This is a genomic window from Erwinia typographi (assembly GCF_000773975.1).
Classification (GTDB): Bacteria; Pseudomonadota; Gammaproteobacteria; order Enterobacterales; family Enterobacteriaceae; genus Erwinia; species Erwinia typographi.
This window is the reverse complement of sequence record NZ_JRUQ01000006.1, coordinates 35,980-59,192: the sequence shown is the minus strand read 5'-3', so window position 1 is coordinate 59,192 and position 23,213 is coordinate 35,980. Positions and strand designations below refer to the sequence as shown.

General features: G+C 44.8%; 27 protein-coding genes and 2 riboswitches. Of the genes, 4 read left to right on the top strand and 23 right to left on the bottom strand.

The genetic code is table 11. The features are described 5' to 3' along the window. Positions 1 to 116 precede the first annotated feature (116 nt). The 13 genes from fbaB to NG99_RS27850 form a co-directional block, all read right to left on the bottom strand. Complete coding sequence (gene fbaB / locus NG99_RS01295; protein ID WP_034887568.1) at positions 117 to 1,169, bottom strand: class I fructose-bisphosphate aldolase; 1,053 nt, start codon at positions 1,167 to 1,169, stop codon at positions 117 to 119. Between the two features lie 160 nt (positions 1,170 to 1,329). Continuing rightward, the gene (gene thiD / locus NG99_RS01290; RefSeq protein WP_034887567.1) at positions 1,330 to 2,130 is read right to left on the bottom strand and encodes a bifunctional hydroxymethylpyrimidine kinase/phosphomethylpyrimidine kinase; all 801 of its coding nucleotides are present in this window, start codon (positions 2,128 to 2,130) and stop codon (positions 1,330 to 1,332) included. Further along, on the bottom strand, positions 2,127 to 2,912 hold the full coding sequence (gene thiM, locus NG99_RS01285) for a hydroxyethylthiazole kinase (RefSeq protein WP_034887808.1): 786 nt from the start codon (positions 2,910 to 2,912) through the stop codon (positions 2,127 to 2,129). Before thiM ends, thiD begins: the two co-directional genes overlap by 4 nt. 34 nt (positions 2,913 to 2,946) lie before the next feature. Further along, positions 2,947 to 3,037: riboswitch (TPP riboswitch) on the bottom strand. A gap of 159 nt (positions 3,038 to 3,196) precedes the next feature. Then, on the bottom strand, positions 3,197 to 4,891 hold the full coding sequence (locus tag NG99_RS01280) for a hypothetical protein (protein ID WP_157032526.1): 1,695 nt from the start codon (positions 4,889 to 4,891) through the stop codon (positions 3,197 to 3,199). A gap of 184 nt (positions 4,892 to 5,075) precedes the next feature. Beyond that, a complete protein-coding gene (locus tag NG99_RS01275) occupies positions 5,076 to 5,279 on the bottom strand; it encodes a hypothetical protein (RefSeq protein WP_034887563.1) in 204 nt (67 codons plus the stop codon). Between the two features lie 116 nt (positions 5,280 to 5,395). Further along, positions 5,396 to 6,436 carry a major capsid protein gene (locus NG99_RS01270; protein ID WP_034887561.1) on the bottom strand — a complete coding sequence of 347 codons (1,041 nt, stop codon included), beginning with the start codon at positions 6,434 to 6,436 and terminating at the stop codon, positions 5,396 to 5,398. Positions 6,437 to 6,460: 24 nt separating this feature from the next. Further along, entirely contained in the window at positions 6,461 to 6,829 is a 369-nt protein-coding gene (locus NG99_RS01265; RefSeq protein ID WP_034887559.1) for a hypothetical protein, read from the bottom strand. Further along, complete coding sequence (locus tag NG99_RS01260; protein WP_034887557.1) at positions 6,826 to 7,068, bottom strand: hypothetical protein; 243 nt, start codon at positions 7,066 to 7,068, stop codon at positions 6,826 to 6,828. Before NG99_RS01260 ends, NG99_RS01265 begins: the two co-directional genes overlap by 4 nt. Before the next feature lie 291 nt (positions 7,069 to 7,359). Continuing rightward, positions 7,360 to 7,698 (bottom strand): hypothetical protein, encoded by a 339-nt coding sequence (locus NG99_RS01255; RefSeq protein ID WP_034887555.1) that lies wholly within the window; start codon positions 7,696 to 7,698, stop codon positions 7,360 to 7,362. A 16-nt stretch (positions 7,699 to 7,714) separates the two neighbouring features. Continuing rightward, entirely contained in the window at positions 7,715 to 8,050 is a 336-nt protein-coding gene (locus tag NG99_RS01250) for a hypothetical protein (protein ID WP_157032525.1), read from the bottom strand. Between the two features lie 236 nt (positions 8,051 to 8,286). After that, complete coding sequence (locus NG99_RS01245; RefSeq protein ID WP_034887552.1) at positions 8,287 to 8,955, bottom strand: DUF6945 domain-containing protein; 669 nt, start codon at positions 8,953 to 8,955, stop codon at positions 8,287 to 8,289. Beyond that, a complete protein-coding gene (locus NG99_RS29040) occupies positions 8,924 to 9,088 on the bottom strand; it encodes a hypothetical protein (protein WP_157032524.1) in 165 nt (54 codons plus the stop codon). The genes NG99_RS01245 and NG99_RS29040 overlap by 32 nt, the downstream gene beginning before the upstream one ends. Before the next feature lie 1,402 nt (positions 9,089 to 10,490). Further along, entirely contained in the window at positions 10,491 to 11,156 is a 666-nt protein-coding gene (locus tag NG99_RS27850) for a hypothetical protein (RefSeq protein ID WP_034887550.1), read from the bottom strand. An 816-nt stretch (positions 11,157 to 11,972) separates the two neighbouring features. On the opposite strand from NG99_RS27850, the gene NG99_RS01235 reads away from it, so the two are divergent. Next, entirely contained in the window at positions 11,973 to 12,533 is a 561-nt protein-coding gene (locus NG99_RS01235; RefSeq protein ID WP_034887549.1) for a tyrosine-type recombinase/integrase, read from the top strand. 167 nt (positions 12,534 to 12,700) lie between these two features. Here NG99_RS01235 and NG99_RS01230 read toward each other — a convergent pair whose 3' ends face one another. The 4 genes from NG99_RS01230 to NG99_RS27400 form a co-directional block, all read right to left on the bottom strand. After that, the gene (locus NG99_RS01230; protein ID WP_034887547.1) at positions 12,701 to 13,255 is read right to left on the bottom strand and encodes a hypothetical protein; all 555 of its coding nucleotides are present in this window, start codon (positions 13,253 to 13,255) and stop codon (positions 12,701 to 12,703) included. 189 nt (positions 13,256 to 13,444) lie between these two features. Further along, entirely contained in the window at positions 13,445 to 13,708 is a 264-nt protein-coding gene (locus tag NG99_RS01225) for a hypothetical protein (RefSeq protein ID WP_052130504.1), read from the bottom strand. Then, positions 13,686 to 14,192: a DUF2778 domain-containing protein gene (locus tag NG99_RS01220; protein ID WP_232298145.1), complete on the bottom strand. Its 507-nt coding sequence runs from the start codon at positions 14,190 to 14,192 to the stop codon at positions 13,686 to 13,688. The genes NG99_RS01225 and NG99_RS01220 overlap by 23 nt, the downstream gene beginning before the upstream one ends. Positions 14,193 to 14,682: 490 nt before the next feature. Beyond that, positions 14,683 to 16,371 carry a tyrosine-type recombinase/integrase gene (locus NG99_RS27400; protein WP_052130503.1) on the bottom strand — a complete coding sequence of 563 codons (1,689 nt, stop codon included), beginning with the start codon at positions 16,369 to 16,371 and terminating at the stop codon, positions 14,683 to 14,685. A 67-nt stretch (positions 16,372 to 16,438) separates the two neighbouring features. Further along, positions 16,439 to 16,533: riboswitch (TPP riboswitch) on the bottom strand. 197 nt (positions 16,534 to 16,730) lie between these two features. Between NG99_RS27400 and NG99_RS01210 the strand changes: the two genes are divergently transcribed. Further along, complete coding sequence (locus NG99_RS01210) at positions 16,731 to 16,970, top strand: HTH-like domain-containing protein (RefSeq protein WP_001318412.1); 240 nt, start codon at positions 16,731 to 16,733, stop codon at positions 16,968 to 16,970. Between the two features lie 46 nt (positions 16,971 to 17,016). After that, positions 17,017 to 17,454 carry a DUF6998 domain-containing protein gene (locus NG99_RS01205; RefSeq protein ID WP_034887543.1) on the top strand — a complete coding sequence of 146 codons (438 nt, stop codon included), beginning with the start codon at positions 17,017 to 17,019 and terminating at the stop codon, positions 17,452 to 17,454. Positions 17,455 to 17,550: 96 nt separating this feature from the next. Here the strand turns inward: NG99_RS01205 and NG99_RS01200 are convergent, their stop codons facing one another. From NG99_RS01200 to NG99_RS27845, 3 genes are read right to left on the bottom strand one after another with little or no spacing between them, the layout of a single operon-like run. Then, entirely contained in the window at positions 17,551 to 18,309 is a 759-nt protein-coding gene (locus tag NG99_RS01200) for a hypothetical protein (protein WP_034887542.1), read from the bottom strand. Further along, complete coding sequence (locus NG99_RS29630; protein ID WP_198138713.1) at positions 18,278 to 18,433, bottom strand: hypothetical protein; 156 nt, start codon at positions 18,431 to 18,433, stop codon at positions 18,278 to 18,280. Before NG99_RS29630 ends, NG99_RS01200 begins: the two co-directional genes overlap by 32 nt. A gap of 20 nt (positions 18,434 to 18,453) precedes the next feature. Continuing rightward, positions 18,454 to 18,645, bottom strand: a complete 192-nt coding sequence (locus NG99_RS27845) for a hypothetical protein (protein ID WP_232298144.1) — start codon at positions 18,643 to 18,645, stop codon at positions 18,454 to 18,456. Positions 18,646 to 20,307: 1,662 nt separating this feature from the next. Between NG99_RS27845 and NG99_RS01185 the strand changes: the two genes are divergently transcribed. Continuing rightward, a complete protein-coding gene (locus NG99_RS01185; protein ID WP_034887536.1) occupies positions 20,308 to 20,865 on the top strand; it encodes a recombinase family protein in 558 nt (185 codons plus the stop codon). Between the two features lie 403 nt (positions 20,866 to 21,268). Here the strand turns inward: NG99_RS01185 and NG99_RS30180 are convergent, their stop codons facing one another. The 3 genes from NG99_RS30180 to NG99_RS01175 all read right to left on the bottom strand — a co-directional run bounded on the left by NG99_RS30180 (position 21,269) and on the right by NG99_RS01175 (position 22,698). Beyond that, complete coding sequence (locus tag NG99_RS30180) at positions 21,269 to 21,397, bottom strand: hypothetical protein (protein WP_269745662.1); 129 nt, start codon at positions 21,395 to 21,397, stop codon at positions 21,269 to 21,271. A gap of 156 nt (positions 21,398 to 21,553) precedes the next feature. Further along, positions 21,554 to 22,108, bottom strand: coding sequence for a hypothetical protein (locus NG99_RS01180; RefSeq protein ID WP_034887534.1), 555 nt, complete (start codon positions 22,106 to 22,108; stop codon positions 21,554 to 21,556). After that, entirely contained in the window at positions 22,105 to 22,698 is a 594-nt protein-coding gene (locus NG99_RS01175) for a phosphoribosyltransferase (RefSeq protein WP_034887532.1), read from the bottom strand. Before NG99_RS01175 ends, NG99_RS01180 begins: the two co-directional genes overlap by 4 nt. Positions 22,699 to 23,213 lie beyond the last annotated feature (515 nt).

The following is a 23,213-nucleotide window of genomic DNA, read 5'->3' as shown; positions in this document are numbered from 1 at the left end:
CTGGTTCGGCGGGGAGATGAAGGGGGTGGTCAGGCGATAGTTTGTAACAAAATAATCACCCAGGGTGAAAGATATGGGGCTAAGCATTGCCAGCCCCTTGTTATCAATATCGCTCGTCAGGCGATGGTGACGTCTTTCGCCAGATAGACATCCTGAACGGCATTGATCAGCGCTACGCCGTCTTTCATCGATTTCTTGAAGGCTTTGCGTCCCAGGATCAGCCCCATACCGCCGGCGCGTTTGTTGATCACCGCCGTGCGCACGGATTCTGCCGTATCCGTCTCACCTGCCGCCGCGCCGCCGGAATTGATCAGTCCTGCCCGGCCCATATAGCAGTTCGCCAGCTGGTAGCGCACCAGATCGATCGGGTTGTCGCTGGTCAGCTTGCTGTAGACGCGCTCGTCGGTGGAGCCAAATTTCACCGCGTTGTAGCCGCCGTTATTTTCCGCCATTTTCTGCTTCACGATATCGGCACCGATGGTCGCGGCAAGATGGTTAGCCTGGCCGGTCAGGTCGGCGCTGGCATGATAATCCACGCCGTCTTTTTTGAAGTCGTTATTGCGCAGATAGGCCCACAGCACGGTAACCATACCCAGTTCGTGCGCGCGCTCGAATGCCACGGAAATCTCTTCCAGCTGGCGGCGGGACTGCTCGGAGCCGAAGTAAATCGTCGCGCCTACTGCAATCGCGCCTAAATTAAATGCCTGCTCCACGCTGGCATACAGCGTCTGATCGTACTGCGTCGGATAGCTAAGAGTTTCGTTGTGGTTCAGCTTAACCATAAACGGAATGCGGTGCGCATAGCGGCGAGAAACCGAGGCCAGTACGCCGTAGGTTGAAGCGACACAGTTACAGCCGGCCTCAATCGCCAGTTCAACAATGTTTTTCGGATCGAAGTAGAGCGGATTAGCGGCAAACGAGGCGCCCGCCGAATGCTCAACGCCCTGATCGACCGGCAGAATCGAGAGATAGCCAGTACCGGCCAGGCGGCCCGTGTTGTAAAGCGTTTGCATATTGCGCAACACGGCAGGAGAACGGTTGTTATCAATCATTACCCGATCGACATAATCCGCGCCCGGTAAATAAAGGCTTTCCGCTGGAATGGTCATGCAGCGATGTTGCAGAAGAGTGTCAGCTTCTTTGCCCAATAACTGTACGATGTCCGTCATGTTAGCTCCTGTTTAAGTGAAATCGGCAGGCGACAAGGCCTGCCCTGAAAGATTTCCGACCCCAACAGCGTGGACCCAATTGGGCCCTTAACGCAAATTGCTGACTCCATTTTTCAGAACGATCCCAGTGAAAACTTTTTTTCGCACGCTATCAGGAATATTACCACCAGCGGTGAAAATGGTGCACCGGACCAATGCCGTGGCCCACTTCCAGCGTATCAGCCTGCTCAAGCGCGCCCTGTAGCCACGCTTTTGCCTCCTGCACCGTTGCAACCCAGCTATGGTGACGTGGACGCAAAGCGGCCAGCGCGGCAGACAGTGTGCATCCCGTACCGTGGGTGTTTTTGGTAGGAACGCGCGGAGAGGTAAAACGCTGCTCAAGCTCGTGGGTGAACAGCCAGTCCGGGCTTTCGGCAGCGCTGAGATGGCCTCCCTTGATCAGCACCGCCTGACAGCCCAGCTGTAATAGCGCCCTTCCCTGCTGGCGCATCTCCTGTTCACTGCGCGCCATTGCGCATTGCAGCAGTGCAGCGGCTTCGGGTAGATTTGGCGTGATCAGCGACACCTGGGGCAGCAGGCGCTCCCGCAACGTGGCTACGGCCTGGGGTGAGAGCAAGGGATCGCCACTTTTCGCCAGCATCACCGTATCCAGCACCACCCAGGGCACGGCGGCGGATTTTAGCTCTGCCGCCACCACCTCCACGATATCGCTCTCGGCCAACATGCCGATCTTAACGCTATCGATCCGCACATCGCTAAGGACCGAGGTCAGCTGCGCGGCGACAAAATCCGCTTCGATGCGATAAACCGACTGCACCCCACGGGTATTCTGCGCCACCAGCGCGGTGATCACGCTGGCGCCATAGGCTCCCAGCGCGGAAAAGGTTTTCAGATCGGCCTGAATGCCCGCGCCACCGCTGGGATCGGTCCCGGCGATGCTCAGAGCGTTGATTCGCTTCATGCGCCGATCTCCAGACCATAAAGCGCGTCAAGAAACAGCGCCACAAAGCTGCCCGGTCCAGCCGCTGCGCTGGCTGCTCTTTCGCCCGCCAGGCTCATCACCCGGCAGGCGCTGGCGACGTGCAGCAGCCTGTCGCCTGGCAGCGACGCAAAGCCCGCCACCACCGCTGACAGCGCGCAACCGGTTCCGACAACGCGAGTCATCAGCGGCGATCCTCCGGCAACCGCCAGGATACGTTCTCCGTCAGTGACATAATCTATTTCGCCGGTAACGGCGACAATCGCGCCGCTACTTCGGGCGAGAAGCGTGGCGGCATCCAGCGCGGCGGCAGAATCATGCAGGCTGTCCACTCCGCGCCCGGAGGCAGACTGACGCGCCAGCGCCATAATTTCCGAGGCGTTGCCGCGAAGGGCGGCGGGACGATGCTCAAGCAGCCGCTGGCAGAAGTCGCTGCGAAAGGTCAGCGCGCCAACGGCAACCGGATCCAGAGTCCAGGGGCGCTGAGCATTGCCAGCCGCCTGCACCGCCGCCAGCATCGCTTTGCTACGCGATTGGGTCAGCGTGCCGACGTTGATCAGCACCGCATCGGCCAGCGCGCCGAACTGAGCGGCTTCTTCAGGCTCAATCACCATTGCAGGGGAAGCGCCAAGCGCAAGCAATACGTTAGCGGTAAACGTCTGCACCACATCATTGGTCAGGCAGTGAACCAGCGGAGATTTTTCGCGAAAGAGGTGTAGAGAGGCTGCGGCATTCGCCGCCGTAAAGGCTTGGGGTTGGATCATGTAAAGCTCCCAACCGGCGATCAAGAAGGCGATGCGGTCAGGCATCTGACTTCCCTACGCTGGCATTATCCAGATCAGGTGGTACGGGTATTTCTCAGCCCCTTAGGGCACCCCGAGTCATTGATAAATCAGTAAATTTTTGATTATTTCACTTACCAAGTTAGATCAAGCATAAGTGACTTGATCCCACTTTGTAAACCACTTTTGATCCCACTTGTGATCCCATTTTTGAATCAGATTTAAGGCACAAAAAAGCCACCCCTGAAGGTGGCTTATGTGCAAGGTTACTTCTTCAACATGCTATTGTTCATATCAAAGGTTAAATTATCAATCCCGTTGTTGTAGACCTCGGATGCTGTCGCGCTTACAGCACTTGAGAATGCTGTTCCATCGGGCACTACGCTAACCTGAATCCCCAAATTATTGTTGATTGCAGGGACACCTTGAGAAGCATTGCTGAACATGTTGCTCGCCTGAGGTTGAGTCTGTGCCATTGTCGCAATCTGGGATGACCCACCAGTTAAGAAGTTGTAAGCCTGTTGGGCCTTCTCTACCCCGTAGCCGATTGGAGAATCTGTATAGTACGTCCCACCCTCTGACAGGTGCTGCTTTGTCCCGAATAGTTCTGTGTTCATCCGGTTAGCCCATCCGGCTAATGCAGTAGACCACTGCAATAACTTAGCTGTTGTCTCCCCCGCCATGCTCCCCAGTCCTTCAATGAGGGGTTTCGCTGCTACAAAAGCCTCATCGAGTGATTTGGTCGATATGCCTGCATCACTCATTGCCTTACCAAAACTTGAAGCGAAAGTGTCTTCTAAGGAGTCCCCTACCTGCTCAGACTTCTGGCCTAATGTATTCAGGTAATCTACGTTTTTTTGTTGAGATGAGTTCAGAATCTGGCCCGTACTAACGAGATTATCCAAAGTATCAATTACGTTTTGTCCGTTGTAACTAACTGATTTTGTGACATAACTGAAATCATTAATCGTTTCACTGAGTGCAGTAAATTCGCTGTCTGTCAGTTTTGCTGACTTCTGTAATGAACGAAGTAAGACGGCTAACTCAACCGGGCCTTTAACATTCTGGAGAGTTGAGAGAGCACCCTGCTGGGAGTAACCCGCCCTATTGACCATTATATTTAGCCAGTCCGCCATTTCCCCACCGCCTGAGAAGGAAGCCTGACCATTTTTGGTTTTAGTCCAAGAGCCTAGGCTTAACTGGCCGATCTTATCCTGTGAGTCCTTGGCGATATCTGCTATTTTTTCATAGCTTAAATCAAATCCAGCAAATTGTTTGACTACCTGTTGCAGCGCTGTAGCTTCCTCTGGAGATAACCCCATGGTAGCAACCATTTTGCGCCCCTGCTGGCGCGTTGTTGCCCCCGCTAAAGCGTCTCTTGCGCTGTCGTACGCAAGCCAGGCACCGGCCCCCACCGATAAAGTGCTGCCTAACGGACTTGCCAGTAATCCACCTAATGAGAGCATTCTATTGTTATTGAATCTGTTTATCGACTTTCCGCCAGCGCTCTGTTTATTTGCACTACGTTGCTGACGTGCAACAGATGACAGAATCGCTTTTTGCTGGCGCAATGCCTCATTAGCCTGTTGGAGGCTAATTTTCTGATTGCGATATTCCTCAGTAATCCTGTGAGCCTCCCTCAATGCCTTGTATCGCTCCTGAGAGTCCAGCCCCTGCAAACGGTTTATATCGAATGCGGATTTGTTAAAACGTAAATCGGCAGTCTGGTTTCTCTTGACTGAATTAAGTTTTGCCCTCTCAGCAGCTTTCAAAGCTTTTTCATCTGCACGAGATTTAGCAGAAGCGGCTTTTGCATCGGCTATCTGCTGCTGGCGACTAGATTTATTGGCATTAGTTGCCGCCTGTTGAGCTGTTGCTTTCTGAGCTTTTACTTGTGCCTGATGCACGGATTTGACAGCTGCAATTTGCAAGCGGCTTTCGGCGGCTGAGTTGCTTGCCATTTGTTTCTTTAGGTTTTTAAGTTCAGCACGTACTCTCTTTAGGCTGGCTCTATTAGTCTCATATATGACCCTGTTCGTGAGAGTTGCAGCAACTACCTTTGTACTCATTATTTATTTCTCCCTGCCCTATGGGCATAAAAAAGCCCCGCCAACTTGATGCGGGCAGGGCTGTTTATTTTAATTTTTAATCTTGTTCAGATTCTTCGGTAGCAAGTGCCAATAGCACTGGCATTTTCTTTCGGTAAACTCGATGTGCGATAACATCCCTACTCACATTAAATACTCTGGCACAGCCAGTAATATTTAAAACTTGCTTTAGGACTTCTTCATCATCACCATCTAAGTTCCAGGTAACAGTTTTCCCGCTGGTCTCAAATGTAATTTTCATTATTTTTCTCCATAAACCATATTGCAATAATATGAAATGGGAGATAGACTCCCGCCCCAACGAATAAACTCATTGATAATATGCAAAGAGTCATTAGCAATATGACTTTGATAATATTAGACCGTGGCAGTTACTTTCGTATAAAGACTTGGCAACATATTAACAGCAAGTGCAGATGTCTCGGTATACAGGGAAATATGACGACGCTCAGTTAAATAAGAATATGCATAACTTTCCTGTGCTCCCTGCTGAGCAATAACACCGTCGCGGCTCGCACGAGTATATATTTTCTTCAGAGGGTTGCGAGGACCATCGACAAAACGAGGTGCGATAAGCATTTCATCTTCACCAAGCATTCCATAAAAGCGATCTTCAACTAATACAAATACCATGTTATTGAACGTGAAAGCCTGAACAGTATCAAGCCCGCCGTAGGTAGCGAAATTGGTCAGGAAATTGTTACTGTTGAACGGGTCCACGGTATATTTCATCATGTCTTTGATGCTCTGATGGCTCAATACGGCGTAATAGGCCTCAGGAGCACAGAATACAAAAATCTTATCAACTGGCAGACCAGATGCTTTACGGCGAACAGCAGCCTGAGTTTTGGTAATCCATAGTGGCACATCGGTTGCCGCTGCTAAATCCAGGGCGGATACCTGATAATCAGAACCAAACATACTTTGATAATTGATATTTGGATTTGCTGTATCCTCCGCCGTCTGAGTAGCGCTTACAAGCGCCTGGGTCAGTTTGTGTTCAACCCACTGGTCACGAGCTTCAGCCTGCAATTCGAGCGCCTCAGCAACAACGTGCTCTAAAGATTTTTCCAGAATCCCACCGAATTCGCGCAGGTCCTGCCAATCTTTAGGGCCTAGGGTTACTGTATTCTCGGTGAAAGGCACCTCAAGGCTAACAGTGCTGGTTTTACGGAGATTAACTGTGTTCGTGTCGGTCCCGAAACGCTGATTATCGGCCTGTAATAGTACATCGGTGCTTTCATCAACATAATAATCAACAGTCGCAAATCGGCTTGCAGATGGAACTGAGCTAAAAAAATTCAATTCCTGTAATAGTAGATTTTTTGGTTTAAATACATCAACAAAAGTTGAAGTTAAATCCGCATTTTGGAATGAATCCAATGAAGTAATAGGCATAAAAACATCCTTTTATTATTATAATCAGGTAGTAGGAATTGACAGGTGCGTCTGAGTAGTTACACGGATATTTCCATCAGCGGTAATCATCGCAATGACAGCATCACGGTTTGCATTATCAAATACCAGACCATCTGGATTAACAATAACCATCCGGTCAACGGCGCGGAAAGTTTTATTAACCCCTGCGTCTACATAATCCAGTGAAATAATAAATTCTGAATCGGTGCCATCAGATAGTTTTGAACCATCCGCCGCAATTACTGTACCTGGAACCAGGTCGATAGCAACGTTAGATAAGGTGACTTTTTTAATAGCGAAAGTGTCGCTTGCACTGAATGCAATTACATCAGCATCGGTTTTAAAGCTTGTGTAGGGTTGTCCAAGGTTCATTTTTTATGATTTCCTTTTTTAATTGTTTTTGACAGGATAGAATTTAAATCTTCATCCTCATCATTATTTAATTCATCCGCAATTTCTTTTATGCGGGAATGCGCTTTTTTCAAAGAAGATTTTTCTTCTTCGGGAATATTTATTTGTGATTCAATGCCAGCCTGTTTGGCTAACAAATATAACTGATTTGTAACTTCAAGGTCTGAAGTATACAAGGTGATTGAAATTTTATCTTTCATATTATCATTCTTTTTGATGCATAAAAAAATGGGCCAGCAAATGCCGACCCAGATTGATTATTATGGAAATAACTAAATAAAGAGGGCTTGCAAATGCCGATAAGCAGACCCTTTTTTGGAGCAGGAAATAGGCAAATATTTTCGGGCATCACCCCGTTTCAAAATGGTGGATAAACATTTAAATCCCACCTCTCAATGAATATATAAGGTCGCTTCTTACCCTATAGTTCTATTATGGCACAAATCTGTGTAATTATCAATATATATTCACACCAAATGCATATTTATGCATTAGTGAGCCTTCGACTTGTCACCCTGCATAGAGCGCCATGCCACCGCCTGCAACCGCTCCTGATGCGCATCAACCTGCACCAGACAGTTTTCAATGCTGAATAAAACATTACTGATAGCAGCCCAACGGGCATATGCATTGTAGTCGGCCTCAATTAAATACAAGGTAAATTCCCGGTCATCAGGAAACTGATATTCGAGAAACCGAGATGTTGCCCAACAGTGATTGCTCCTGTATGTACCAAGGTCGGCATAATCCTTTTCAATCAAATCTGTTACAATCGGCTCAACAGTATTCAACATTTCATTAAGCGCATTTAAATTTTGTTCATTATTCATTTTATTCTCCATATTGTTATTCAATGCTTCCGCCACCTGCCATTACATCCAGAATATCAGCATCATAACCGGCATAAAATTCGTTCTCCAGCCGGTTCGCCTCCAGCCAGCCTTCATATTCAATGAGATTTGGGAAAATCCCCTCCCAGCTTCCCGGCTGTCCCGTCCAGCGCGTATGCCAGATTGAGCGGGGTTGATATTTAGCTGCCCCACTGGCTTCAATCTCCTGCATTATTTTTCTTTCTTCTTCGCTAAGCGGTGGCGGCGGGAGAAACTCGATTACCATCTGATAAGACGATTTTTTAGTTTTAGTTTTTCTTCTGGGTTTGCGTTTAATAGCGGGGATATTCAATAATGCTGCGTTTTCCAGATTTGATTGTGATACGTATGATATAAGACCTCCAATTTAAATAAATGTAGAAATAATTTTATCTGCTGGCTTACCTCGTCTAACCAAGAGGTAGATAACATCCAATAATTTTGTGAATTCTTTTTCTGCATCAGTGGGTATTCCCCAGGCTATTGCAATTTTTTCTGTGATGATTAGCGTCTGTGCGAATGGGTCATTATTCAATAAACCTCCAATGGTTAAAATGGTATACCCCAACTGTCATAAACGTGGGGATGATTTAATATTAAATGTTCTGTGAATCCCAGGGGGATATTTACCGATGTTCCCCGTTCAGCATCAATTAATTTTTTAAACTCTGTCATTGCAGCAGTGAAATCGAGGCATTTCGATAGTTGTCCGGCAGCAAAATACTTCAGGAAATATTGGCTCAGCCCCTCTTCAGGTGTTGGCATCGCTGCTGGCTCTGCCGTGATGACTACTGGCTCCGGTGATATAACTTCAGCCTCTTCAGGCTCAACAGCTTCAGGCAGTGCAATATGCCCGGTTCGCAATAGTTCATCCACGGAGTAGACAGTATATAGGTTGCTGGCCCACTGGCCCGAAGTTGACTTTTTTCCTACCTCAATCAGTCCCGCCGATTTCAATCTGACCAAGGAACGCCTGATAGTTTTATCTGAAAGATGGCTGCATTTATCAGCAATGCTCTGGGTACTTTCAAAAAAGTCATTACCTGATTTTTTATATGAGGTGTATTGATCCAACATATAGCTATATAACACAATGTCGCTAACATTTAGCTCGACAACCTCACCAGTTTGGGTATTGATTATTGTGTTATGATTGAAGAGTATCTTTGGTAACTTATAAAAAATATCAACTTCTAACGGGTTGTTCTTTTCTGCCATTGTTTTCCTCTTTGCTGAGATTGCTGAAGTATTCCCTTAGGATCTTATTTGTTAATGCGGGAATGTTGGTATCTTCCGCATTCGCTCTCTTGAGCAGCTTTCCAAATATTTCTGGTTCAAATCGGATATTCATTTTTATTCCTCTTGATTAAGTTCATTTCCTGACCCCTTCCCTTCCAGGTACACGGAAGCCGCAATAAGAATCGCGTGGATGTTTAATGCATCTCGGATTTTGGAATTAGCGGGAGAGTCGGGATATCTGCTGATGTGAGATTGCAAGCGTGCTCTGGTGAATGTACCGTTGTTCAAATCGTTTAGGAAATCGCGCTGCGTATCAAATAGTGGTGATCTTGTTGTAATAAAGCCTCCTGTATATATGGATTAATAGGTTATTTTATAGAGTTTTATTCCCTCTGTAGTTATATTACCAGTAAAATAGGGTCATTGTCAATACATTTGTATAAATAAATATAAATCCTCGTAAGAATATCACTCCACAGCTATTCTGGCAACATAATTTACAATAAAAATGTACCTAATTAGCCACATATCGAATTTAAACCACCTGTGAGCCATTATAAGCGACTTTATTAAGCAGCTATCCATCTGCATTAGCTATAGTGATTCAACTTAATACAGAGGCTCTGGTTAAGCCACCGTTTAGATGTCACCTAAGTATTTACCATGAATATGCCCCCTGCGCTTCCGCTCCAGGAAATAGCCAGCACGAGTCAAAGGGGTAATACGTTTTTTGTATTATCGATTTGATAACGAGTGTTAGCATAGCGAGACGTAGAAAGTATCTTACACATAGACACGAATCCAATCGAGATAAATCTCGATTGGTTTATGAGTGTTAAAGGCATAGCACAATGAATAGGTTTATCGTTCATTGGGTGATGGCTTGTTACACCTATGCAGCGCGGAGAGAACCGTAGGTTAGCCTGCATAATAGAGGATTAAGGGATGGCACAAGTAAAGGTTGTATCTTGATTGTGTCATTCATTAATCAGTATTGTGCCGTGCTCTGGTGGACGGACTCGTCCAGCGAGGCACTAATATATCTGTGAGCGGACTAGGACGAAGTCGCTCACAGGACTAAGTAATCTTTCTTTTCTATTTAACTACTAATAAACAATAAAAGAAAAGATCTTGATCTGATTAGTTGGTCAGAATGACCTATGGTTTTCTCTTTATATAATTAATAGATTTATTATTAATAAATATATATTGATCTAATTCTTTTGTTCTGATTAGTTGTTCTCATTAATAGGTCAAAATGACCGACGGTGACGGACAAAATGACCTATGGTCAGGGACAAAATGACCGACGGTGAAGGGATCTCTTACGTCAGACCGTAGGTCATAATGACCGATGGTAATATCTTATAATGTTATCTGTAGGTCAAAATGACCTATGGTAAAAAGGGATTAGCATATCAGACCATAGGCCAAATTGACCCACGGCAATAAAGTTACCTGTATCAACCGTAATACACCCTATGTCATACCATAGGTCAAAATGACGAATGATGTTACTTGTCTTTACTATTTAATTCGTGGCTTATACATAATATTTCACTATCCATAGTAAAAAATCCTTTTTCGATTGCCACCCGAAGTTCCTCATCAATCAACTTAATACTTTGTGCATATTCCTGAAGAGCATCTTTTTTAGCATTTAATACTTTCCTATAAAACTCATCAAATCCTTTTTCTTTTATTGTATAGCTAATACTCTCAAGATCTTCTAGAAGTTCATTATTAAACTTGTAAGTCTGGATCATTGATCTTGCGTAAGTATATATGCTTATTATTGAATCACGAGAATGGTCATCAAGCTTGGCTATTTCTTTTGCATTCTGTTCATAAAATGTGAAATACCCTTCACCTATTGGAAAAGTAACTTGTAACATTTCACCAGGCACTATAGCATCTATATGTTTTCTCATTCTCTTATTATATAACCCAATAAGAATAGAAACTTCACCTTTGATCCCCTTAAGCACTGATAGTTGCAATTTCAGCGATTCTGTAATAGCTTTTTTTTCGGTTAAATTAGCCTGTGCATTGATACCTTTAATCGTATTTATGCCAGCCAACCGAGCACCGAACCAAGCACTAAGGATAATTTTCACAAATGCTGATAGCCATCCAGGAATTAAATTAAAAAGCTCTGTTAATGTGTGAAAAAAGCTCATCTAACTTACCTCAAGCAAGAGTTTCGTAAATCCATTTTATACTTAAATGTTAACTTTGAAAGTAGATTCATATTACATTAAACTTTCATTTAGCTATCTAAACATCCAGATTTCCATATAGATTTGCTAAACAAACTTTTCTCTTTCCTCTCTCGAATATTCAAAGAAGCCAAAATCTTTCAAAATTGAAATTTCTGAACGGCAAATAGATGCAATTCAAATCATTTCATATGCAATCATTTCATATGTAACTACATCAATCCTAACTTACACAATGCAATAGTGTTACATAGCAGAGCCGCATTCTACCGCCTGTTCATGGTCGCTGGAGGCGCGTTACCTCTCAAATAGAGTGTTATGCATCGTTTATGCAGGGTTTATGCATACCTTCGCAGCCCGCATGGGGCCTGATATTTTGAAATTATTGGCGTGATTATTAGCTTGCTATGTATCTTGCTAAGCGGTGGTGACTTAGAGCGGGTAAAGGTACATGCAGGCCAGCTAGTAGCTGATATTTTCGATATGCAAATGAGGGGACTGGGACGCCCATTGAGATATTTTTTCTGGGGAATGGGTCAATCTGGGTAAACCCAGGCGTAGCAAGGCCTCAGGAGGAGTGCTCACAGCTACTCATGCTCATACTGAGCGTAAGATATTGATATTAATAATATTCATATGCTTATTGCTAATAAACCTTTAATAGACATAAATAGCCATTAAATAGGGGGTAAATGCCACTTAATTAAGTTATAAATCACTTGTAAATGATCATGTTGTGATCAATAATCCTGCTAACTTACAAATAGAGGATTTAACATGAAACGAGTAGAACCAGTCAGAATCAAAGAACAAATAGCAGAAGTGGAAAGGTTACTTTCAAAGCACAATAGCTCAACTATCTATGCTGATTTGTGGGTATTCCTGAATCAGACAGCCGCGCGTGTTAGCGATGCGCTTAGCCTGCGTTACAGCGACTTTGATCGCATTGAGGGGAATATGTTGAACCTGAGGGAGCAGAAAACAGGGAAAACGCGTTCAATCATGCTGACGCCTAAGGCGTTGGAGTTGGTCGCCCGCCGCCGTGCTGATAACCCTGAGCATACTTACCTGTTTGAGGTTGATTCGAACCGAGCTAAGGGCAAACCCATTTCAAGGGTCACGGTCAGTGCTAAGTTTAAAGAGGCTGGCGATATCCTGAACCTGCATATTGCGGCTCATACACCACGAAAAAATCTAGGTTTTCACGCTCTGAAACGTGGCGTTAGTCTGCCTACCCTAACGAAGTTGTACGGGCATAGTTCGCAGGCGGTGACGCTGGCGTATTGCGGGATTATGGATAAAGATATCGAGGATGTTTATGCATCGATTGATTATTGATGTAATAACACGATCTTGCTGCAAATGCTTATCATATTTCAAGAATCATTTTTCACATGCAGTTCTAACTCTTCTTGTGTGTGCTTCACACGTTATCATTTAGTAAAATTAATTCAGATCAATAGTTAATGCATGAGATAATTTGGGGTCAAAAAAAAATGGCAATACTAATATGAAGAGAGAATGCCCTCTCTTATTTTCGAATAATCACTTAGCTTATGTCTCGTACTAAAAATTAGATCGAGAATATTATTCAAGGAATTTAAGTCAAATTGAATATATTCCTGAGATATTCCATTATTGGTAATTTTTATGCCTAAATACGTATATCCCTCTGCATCCGTACTATCCCAATCAGCATGTACAGTGATATTTCGAAGTCTTCCGCACTCTTTGAGGTCTTTAATAAGAGCTTCAAACATATCAACATATTCCCCAAAGTTCAGATGAAATAGTTCTGAATATCGTTTGAATAGCTCTACTTTCGAAGCGTAATTCATGTTATGAACTATGATTATTCCTAACTGGTCTGAACGGTCACTGATACATTCGTAAATAAACTTATCTAACTCTTTCTCCAGAGCATTGAAATACATAACTATTTGCCCAACAAGTGGCAATGCAGATTTAAGATATTCTTCTTGTTTTTCAGCATCATCTTCAATATCAATATTTATATCATGCCATAGAAATTGCTCAAAACTCTTTCTTTTAGTTTTCATCTTCCACCGTTCGAAGGGGTAAACTTGTTCCGATAATATTCCATTTACTGAAAAAATAGAAGTCATAAAGCCCATTGGTGGTAAAATAACCGCTCATCGCGTCTATAGCGGACACGGCATAACCCGCACCATTGAGGTGCCAGCCAGCCGGGACTGTCCTGCTGCTAAGACGTTTGACACTGATGAGGACTAACGGAATCGCCGTATCAGGAAGAAGAGCACCGCCGCTACAATGAGAGGAACACCCAATATTACCCAAAGTCCTGCTGGGTCATACTCTCCATCGGCCATAGCAAGGCCTGTTGCATTCAAAACATCATCAATCCGGTAGGAAAGCTGCTCTATCATGTCCCAGACAGGACGGACAAGGAGGACGACAGCTAAACACACAAGGTAGAGCAAGACAAACAACAGGAGAGAGCGCCAGCGGCTATTTGATTTGACAGTTGTCATAGTCCGTTCTCCCTTTAACTATTACACGTCCGTATGCCATAATCCCTGCTTTAACCCTAATCATTTGGGTAGACAGCAGCGCCCGGCGCAATACTTCAAACTGAGTAATACGGTGGAATGTGATACATCCCCATGATTCACCCCCGCCATTGGGCCTCAGGGGATGAAGCCTGAAACCGCCTCTATCGACGCCATGAACGAACATATGATCACTCATTGAAGTATCGCTATACAGGCCAAACCATTCACTATGGTCAGTGCCATTATTCCAGTCCTTTATAGCGCTCAATACACGGTTAGCGAAGCTGCCAACGGGCCGTGGAACAATCCAATAAGTGCCGGGTGGCAATGCGGCCTTGTTCTTCCAGGCACATTCCGCAATGTTAGTTGTTGGGTTATCACCAGAGAAAACATCAAAAGTGCCAACGCCATAGCAGAGAAGCTTTACGGTTTTCCCGTCAGCACTCACTTTGTTGTAATCCATCTCACACTGGATCATCCGTTACCCTCTCATTCATGAATTCCGCTAATGATAAACTTTTTCTTCTATCAATCAAGTGATGCTAATCACTCATACGGGCAGTCGTCGCTCTCTTCTTCTTTTAGCTCGTCACGATGGAACGCCCGGTTAATCACGAAGCCTACAACCAACCACAACACCAGCAAACAAACCGACCATAGAACCCACCTCTTAGACCATAACCCCATATTTCGCCCTAAGACTACACCTAAACATTGATCGTTATTATCGATCAATAATATAGTACAGATCGATTATACCTATTAAAAGAGATTTCAATGTCGAGGCGAACTGCATGGATACTGGTGTTAATGTTCAGTGTTGCTGTATGGGGGCTACTGCTATGGATGGTGCTGTAAATGAGCATGAGAGCAAGCAGCCAGCACCATTAGATGCTTGGCAACTTACTGACAAACAGAGAGATTTTATTGAATCGTTGATAGAGGATGAACTGTTAACCCCAGTTGAGGCCGTCAATGACGTAACAAACGCTTGATAATGGGAACGTATGAAGGTAACGCCGGGTTATCCCCGTTCCTGTTTTTTCATGGCCGATAACCTGTTGTAGATGAGCGATGTTTGTCACCCATCCACCTAACGCAGTGGTGACCACGCTATGTCGGAAACTATGCAACAATCGCCGCTGTCCGTGGTCATCTGTGTGAGATATGCCCAGTTGATCGCGAATGTCAGAAACCAGCTTGCCGATCATGGTCATGTTTTTACCTGCCACCGCTGAGAAAACCTGATCTTTCCACTGGCTATTTACGTAGTCCAGGAATCCCAAATCAATCAGATACTGATGCAATGGAACCTGCCGTGTAGCATTTTCGGTTTTCCCCTGCCCGCCCTCAGCAATCAACAAATAGTGCCTTTTACTATCCTCATCAAAGCGGATCTGTGATTTTGTCAGTCTGGCGATCTCGGCCCGCCGCGCTCCACTATAAGCAAGCAACAATATAATCCATTTCAGCCAGTCTCGTTTTTCCTCGTTAATAGCATATGAGACAAATTTCCTCATTTCAGACGGAGTGTAGGCACCGAAACGAGCATTTGATGGAGGAGCCGATATTCCATCTGTTGGGGATTTTTCCAGAATGTTTTTAGAGTCGGTCAGATAGGTTTTAAACAGTGATTTGTAGAGTTTGAGATGCTTATGGATAGCCTCAATCCCTAAAAGCTGGTCATCGGGGATATCTTCAAGCGCGATCATCTGCTGGATAGTCATTGAACGATACGGCTGAACTACCCGCTTAGGTAATCCAGACACCACGCCCATAACCATCTGAATGTCTTGTCTGGTAATCAATGCAACATCGCGGTCATGGCCCAACACAGCGAAAATCACCTCCATAAAACGCTCATTTGCTGCGCTAATTGGCCCGGTCCAGCTTTGCCCTTTATCGCGTTTGTAGTCGCTCCAAGCATCCGCCAGCGTCACCCCTACGCCATTTGGCACATCACCAAACAAATCGGGTTTAACCGTAGGTTTCAGAGCCTCTAACGTCTGTCGGTAGCCGTTGATATCACCCGAATAAAACTGCTGATACGCTCTATGTAACATCGCCCGATGCATATCAACTTCCACCGCTGCCGAATCCATCTCAAATGGCAACTGTTCGGCGGTTTTGCCCTGAAGATTTAGAACAGATTCAATCAGGCGTTTAGTTCCCGCACTGCCGTTGACGTACTCGTTAATATACAACTCATTGACCTTCCCGGCTGTAGCTGCCTGCTCAGCACCTGAGATTGGCTCACCAGCTATTTTTCTGACTAATGGTGCTGTATTAGGGATTCGCTGGGCCTCCTGATAGTCGCCTGTCAGGAATTTGTGTAGGACCTCATCCAGTTCAGCCCTGGTTATTGGTTTGTGCGAGTTATTTTTAATGCTGACAGCCTGAGCGGTTTCAACCTCACTGTTGCCAGATAGAACCTGGTCAACGCGCAAACGAAAATCCTCAACGGGTATTGAGCCAGTTTGCACGAGCGGGATGTATGCGGAGAGTTGCGCCATGAATATGGCGGCCTGTTTGGCACTGTCAGTTTTCAGGGATTTTTTGAAAAGTTTTTGGTTCGAGTCACGAAACTGGAAATAGAAGGTTCCGTTCCGGTTAAGCGTGTTTTTAATAGATTTTGATCCCATAGCAGATCTCTCACCTTATCCCATAACTGTTTGATTGATAAGGTAAGTGATGCAAACCAAAGAAATAAACCAATCAATGTTACCCCTACGCTGGCATTATCCAGATCAGGTGGTACGGGTATTTCTCAGCCTTCACATGGAAGGGCACCCCGAGTCATTTGGTACAAATTAGCTTACTTTTTGCCAGCTTAGGGGAAGTTGCTTGCTCTTGCAAGCCCACCCTTCCGGTTATCGCTTCTTCACGCTGTACCCCACCTTGTACCTCAGTTTGTACCCCATATCTGTATGACAAAACCCCTTGATTATCTAAATTAGCTAATTTATATTATTTATCTAAACTTGATAAGTGAGATATGCAAATGACAGAAACCCAGATCTACGAGAACATTAAGCAAGCCATCAACAGCGCACCGCGAAATGGTCAAACGGTTGAAATGCACCTCCAGATGATCAAATACGCCGACCACCTGAAAAACGTCACTGCTAAAGAGTTTTGCGAGGGTGTGGGACTTAAAGCCAGTTTTGGTACTGAATTCAGCAAAATGAGGAATCTCACCGAACGGCTTAAAGCCGCTGGGCTTGATACCTCGAAGCTGTGATTAACAAGATCATAGGTATCTACGTTTAGTTAACGAGGTTAGATGGATGAGTGCAAGTGAAGCATATCGGCAGTATCAAGAAGCGGTGGCTGCTTGCAAATGCATTTTTGCCCGAGGTGGTAATGTCACTGGTGATTATGGTGAACATCTCGTAAAGCAACTTTATGGTGGTGAATTATTGCCAAACTCCCATAAAAGCGCCGATGTCAGATTAGGCGATGGCACGCTGTTGCAGGTCAAAACCAGAGTCAATAAAACCCAGTTAGGCGGAATTCGCTCCTGGGATTTCGATTACCTGATCGGTATTCAGCTTAATGACGATGCCGAAGTCATGTTGGCAGTTCGTGTCCCTGTAGATGTTTGTCGCCAAATTGCCGGATATGCCAGCCATGATAACAAATTTGTGATCCATCTTAATGGCGTGCTTCTTAAAACGCCCGGCGTAGAAAACGTCACTGAAGAGTTTCGTCAGTGTAATCCCTAAGTGTTCGTTTATTTCTTTTCTGGATGCGGGTAGCAATGTACCAAACAGCGCGAAAGAATAAGAAGATGTAGAGCTGGGTAATCATAATCCTCCTGGTTAAAATGGTATTGAATCAAAATCTTCTTCCGTTTGCGGAGTAAAGACTTCTGTTCTTCCAGTACGTTCAGAAACCACTCTGGAAATTAGTTGGTAGGCTGTTTTCTCATCACCCATTGTCTCTGTTAGCGCCCATTCCACAGCGGCATCTGGTGGTTGTCCATTCGGTTTGCAAATAGCTACACCGCCCCAGGGAAACTCTGGCCTGTCCTGCTGAATGGGCATCGTTGGTGCCGATTGATAATCAAAGTCATCCCAGACACAAGGAATATCATCCCAATCAGGAATTGACTGTTCCTCTGCGGCCTTAACTGGCTCAGGGGCTGGCACTTCGTCAGACACTGCTACAGGCGGCTGCTCTGTTAATGCTTCTGGTGGGGTAATGTGAGCATCGGTGAAAGGAAATGCAGTGTAAATGCTCGTTTGCCCTTTCCTGTCCTCGACGTGGACAACTCCCAAATCTTCAAACATCCTGATAATGTTTCGTGCCTGTCGGGCCTCCACCCTGCCAACTTTGCCTAATGTATCTTGGTTGGCGTAGCATTCTTTACCTTGCTCGTTAAGTCCTGCGATAAAGCTATAAATTGCTATCGCTGAGGCGGTGGCTTTATATCTTTTCCCAGATGGCGAATACCAATATCTAAATTTTGTCAGCCAGATTTCCGTGGCTACGTAACTTTGTTTACCTTTGGCACGGCGGCATAGCGCTTTTGCTTCTTCAATGGTTTTAACTGCGGGTGTTGATTTCTGTTTTGTCATTTGTTTCCTCTTTAGTAAGGACGGCGGTTAATAGTTCGTTTACCAATTTCGGGATCGATTTCCCTTCTGCGTTGGCACGGTGTAATAAAGATTGGAAAGTTGTTGAGTCAAAGTTGATCTTCATTATCTGTTCCTTCTTCTGGGTTAGTTGGTCACGGGTGTGAAGTTTGGCGTTGCTCGCCATTCGTCAAAGCGTCGGATCGCTTCTTCAAACATCTCCACTCTGCCGGGCTGTTCGCGCTTACGTGCTCGGACAAGTAAACTGTAAACAAGTGTTCGTGTTGTTCGGCCTGTAATCAAATCTGCGTAGATTTGGTCAACGTTGAAGTAACGCATGTTTTTTGCTCCTGTTTGGTTTTCTCCAGACGCAAAAAAGCCCCCGCACCAAAGACCTGGTGGAGGCTGCAATTCATGCGTGATGGAATGTTGTTACATGGGGGTTCAAATGATAACGCTTATCACTATACTTCTCATGGTACACTAAAGACGCACCTGTTGTCAAGCTATTTTTCAACAACTTCGAAAAAGTCAAGCGTATTAAGTGCTTTATACCAAAAGTTAATGGTTGCTGTAGACTGAAATTTATGGTAGAAATTGCCGTCAGAGGATACAGCCACAAGAAACACAAAAAAAACAGCCTGTAACGCTCTATGCGACGTTCTGACGCTTTCAGGCTACCATTTCATCACCCACCCTCTTTAAATCGCTTTACGGGCTTCCTGTGCGTTCTGGTGACGTATGGCGCACCTTTGGCACTTATCCCACACCAACACCAAGAATCTGCACTCAGAAGATTGAACGGTAGTGAGATCGGACGGGTGTAGATGATTGGATATGTTGGCTTGGTGAACTGGAACCGCAGCAAGGTGAACAGTGAACTTTAGCCGCTCTACCTTCGAGAATGAGCACGACTACGGACAACAGGACGTAGGAGGGTTAATTGTCGTTAGGTAGAGTTAGCATGTGGTCAATCATCGTTAGATGGTTGGGTGCATGGTTACATACCGCGCACAGCGCAATGGTACTTCATGCCTACGGCATAATATCATTCGTGCCTGACTCACGTCAGAAACGAAGTTTGCACGAGTCCAGAAGGTACAGAAGTGTAGCTTACGCTGGTTCCTGAGCGGTACGGGGCCGAACGGGGAGCCACCAAAAGGCGTACCAGTGAGCTTGCCCGGAGAGTACCGAGCAGGGACAATGCAAAAGAAATAATGAAGAAGATCATTCTTGCGCGGCGTAGCCTGACCTAAGTCAGCGCAAAGACCAGAAGATCTAAAAGAGTATAAAGATATAGTATTAGTTATGTTATCGGTCATAGTATTGGTGGCAATCATTGCCGGGGTGGGTAGGTAAACATTGCCGGGGTAGTGCGGCATTGATTGCCGGGGTACATGGGTAATCATTGCCTACCCTCAACCCTCAACCCTCACCCAACGGTAGATCGTCGCCCTGCTCACTGCGTACCGTTCCATCAACTGAGCCACTTTAGCGCCCTTCCGGTGTGCCTGGAAAATCTCATCTCTTACACTGTGCGAGTGTTGCAGTGGCTTCTCGTTGCGTCTGCCTGATACGTGTTGCAGCAGCACCCCATGCAATAACCTTAAGATAATTACCATCAAACATACATCTAATCCGGCGGTAATTGGCAGGTAAAGAAGCACCGCTGATACTGGGGGAAGTTGCCAAACCAACAAAAATAGTAACAATTGAAACTATCAATAACCTTGCTTAAAGCCTTGCGCCGTGCCGTTATCAGCAGAAATAACAATCAAACTGTTGGAGGCTTGTGCTAAGCACACCTGTCTTTTCATGAAGTTAAACAACACTTCCTATTTTATTCAGCCTCTACTCTGAATCCTGAGTGTCGAAAGTCTCTCCTTATAAGACCACACCAACGCAACGACAGAATGCAGCTTCGCTTTGTCTCAAAAGATTGATCTTTAATTTTGGGACAGCTATTATTTTGATACTACCTTTTGAGACTTAGAGAACATCATGACAACTGTGATCGGATATGTGCGAGTTTCCACCAGCGACCAAAACGTTGAAAACCAGAAGCAGCAGATAGCCGATGCTGGTTATAGCGTTATTCGCTGGTTCAGTGATGAAGCGGTGAGTGGTGCAATCAAGGCGGAAGAGCGTCCAGGGTTTGGTGAACTACTCAATTATGTGCGAGAAGGCGATACGCTGATTGTGATTGCTATAGACCGCCTGGGGCGTAACACGATTGACGTTCTTTCCACCGTGGAAAAATTGCAGACGAAAGGCGTGAAAGTTGTCAGCTTGCGTGAAGGGTTCGACCTGTCAACGCCAGTTGGTAAAGCGATGCTCACTATGATGGCAGGGCTTGCCAGCCTGGAAAAAGATCTGATCGCAGAGCGTAGAACAGCAGGTATCAAGCGTGCTCAGTCTGAAGGAAAACATTGCGGCAGACCTATAAAAGCAACCGTTGAACAGGTGCGAGAATTGTTAGCGCAAGGTTTACCGCCAGCAGTGGTACAACACAAGTTAGGTATCAGCAAAGCCACCTTCTATCGACTAAAGACCTTCTGATCTACATCACTGATATTTAAGGATTCTGGCTACTCAGGTAGCTGGTAGGGAAAGTTAGAGCTTAGCAGTTCAAGCAACAAGATAACTTATTCTCAGCAGTAGCGACTAAGGATGCTAAATAAGTGCAAGTAGTTAACTACTATAGTTTGTCTCATTTGCTTATACCCAAAAGAAACAATGGGACATTTATCCAATAAATATTCATTTCAATATCAAATTATTTACTGGCGATATTTCATCCAGTTAAAAGATAGAGATCGGGGAGAAAATGAAATTTCTTAATGCTTTAAGCGATGAGCATTGAACGGATTTTATACAATTAATAAAAGCCGCGTGACAGGATGATCCGTAAATACTCATATACCCATGGTTGCTGGGGTAAATCGCTCGGAAACGGTTGTCATTAAAAAGTTGAATACAACTTAGTCAGGTCAGAGACAATTATTTCCTGAGCATCTAACGCTAATTTAGCTGAATGGTCAGCATTACGCAATTCAATCTGATACTCTTCACGTCTGGCTTCCTGCGCCATGCTCTCCTCACTACGTTCACAATTTCTTTGCAACTCGCTAAGGCATGCGTCTCGCGCCGTCTCATAGCGAGAGCGGATATCAATCAGTGCTTGTATTTCTTTTAAAATAGCCTCTTAAAGCTGTTTTTTATCCATTATTAAAGTGTCCATTTTTAGTTAAATAAGTGCTATCTGCTCATTTTTTAGTCGCGCCAATCTTTCGGAAAGTTTTATTTTTTCTTCAACTTTTTCGAGTGCGGAAGCAGACATACAGCTTATCAACTTGTCTACATCTTTTGGTTCTTTGATAACAATAAACTCCTTAGACTTATTAATAAATACTACTGAATACTTTTTACGGGATAAAAGTTCAATAACATTACTTAATGTGCCAGGGCTTTTGGTATCCCACACCATGAGACCATAATCAGCGGCTTCCGCCATTTTAATATCTTTTGCGGTGAAAAATGCGCGCGTGCCAGGTGTATGATCTGTATGAACAACGTTGACGGGCCACGAGCCGAGGTTATTGCGTGGTCTTATAGAACTACTGAATACCGTAGCAGCACGACATCCCAACTGTAACAACTCCTGCTGCACGGATGAGTCAACGCCTGTTGCGTCACCGACCACAACGTTGAAATTCTTATCGACGATTTTCTTCAACCTCTCAACGATTTGAGGGGCCAATTTTTTAATGGTTATCGATCCAGCTACAAAAACGGTTTTCATTCTGGTTTCCAAGTCAGGGCCGCGACATAGATTATATCTATTTTACTATATCCACGAAGCGCCGCAACCGCCGCCTCCATCGATACACCCGTGTGATAGAGGTCATCAATGATAAGTGCGTTGTAAGTCCCTTCATAAGATATAAGATCTTGATATGAAAACATATTCGCTACAGCTTCAAGTTTTTCTGCTCTGGTGCTCAGATTTTTGAGAGAGGGACCACCGGCTTTTTTCAGGATTAATCCGTCAAAACAATTCATCCCAAATCCCATTTTACTTGCAAGAACTTCAGCAATTGCTGTGACTGGCTGTCTGGCTCTTGGATTAGAGGCAGCCATCGGAATGATTAGCTGAATACCCTTAAAAAGAGGGAGTGCTTTTTCAAAAAGACACTGCGCGAGTGGTTCAACTTGGTTCCAGTCATGCTGATATTTCAGCTGATAAAGTGCCTCACCAACTTCAGTACGTTCGTTATGAAACTGAGGCCGTCCATATTCATTATCACCCAAATAGGTACTTTTAATCATATGCTTATCCATTGCATATCCTAAATCCCAATTGCCAAAAATTGGCTTGATATTCACGTTCATCTGTCTTCCTTTACCGTAAGAAATGAGCAAGGAATAAACTTACAATGATTAAGATTCATCCGAAAGTGAAAAGTGTCGAGCTTGAGAGGTTGCTCTACCCTTGTGCAATAATTAGTCAACCCACAAGTAAATCTAAATCCTGACATTTGCTTTAGAAGGGCTGTCGCCCTATCTGCGCCAGTCGATAAAGCCATGTTTACAATAATGTAGGAAAGTAATAATTGCGTACGATCTACCAAAGAGACATTTGAACAGATGAGAGAGTGGTTAGTGCAAGGTTGCACCATCAGCAGCGGTACAGTATAGATAGCGACCAGCAAAGCCACCTTCGCCGACTTAAGACATTCGCTCATCTCTCTGATATTTTAAGATTCAGGATATCGCTGGACCGGGGTAGAAAAGATCGAGCTTAGCAGTTTAAGCATCTTGGCAGGTTTATCACCGTTGTACCGGTAGTAGAGATCAATATAGTTACAAAATTAAGTACTAACTCAAATTAAAGTGGCACACTTAAA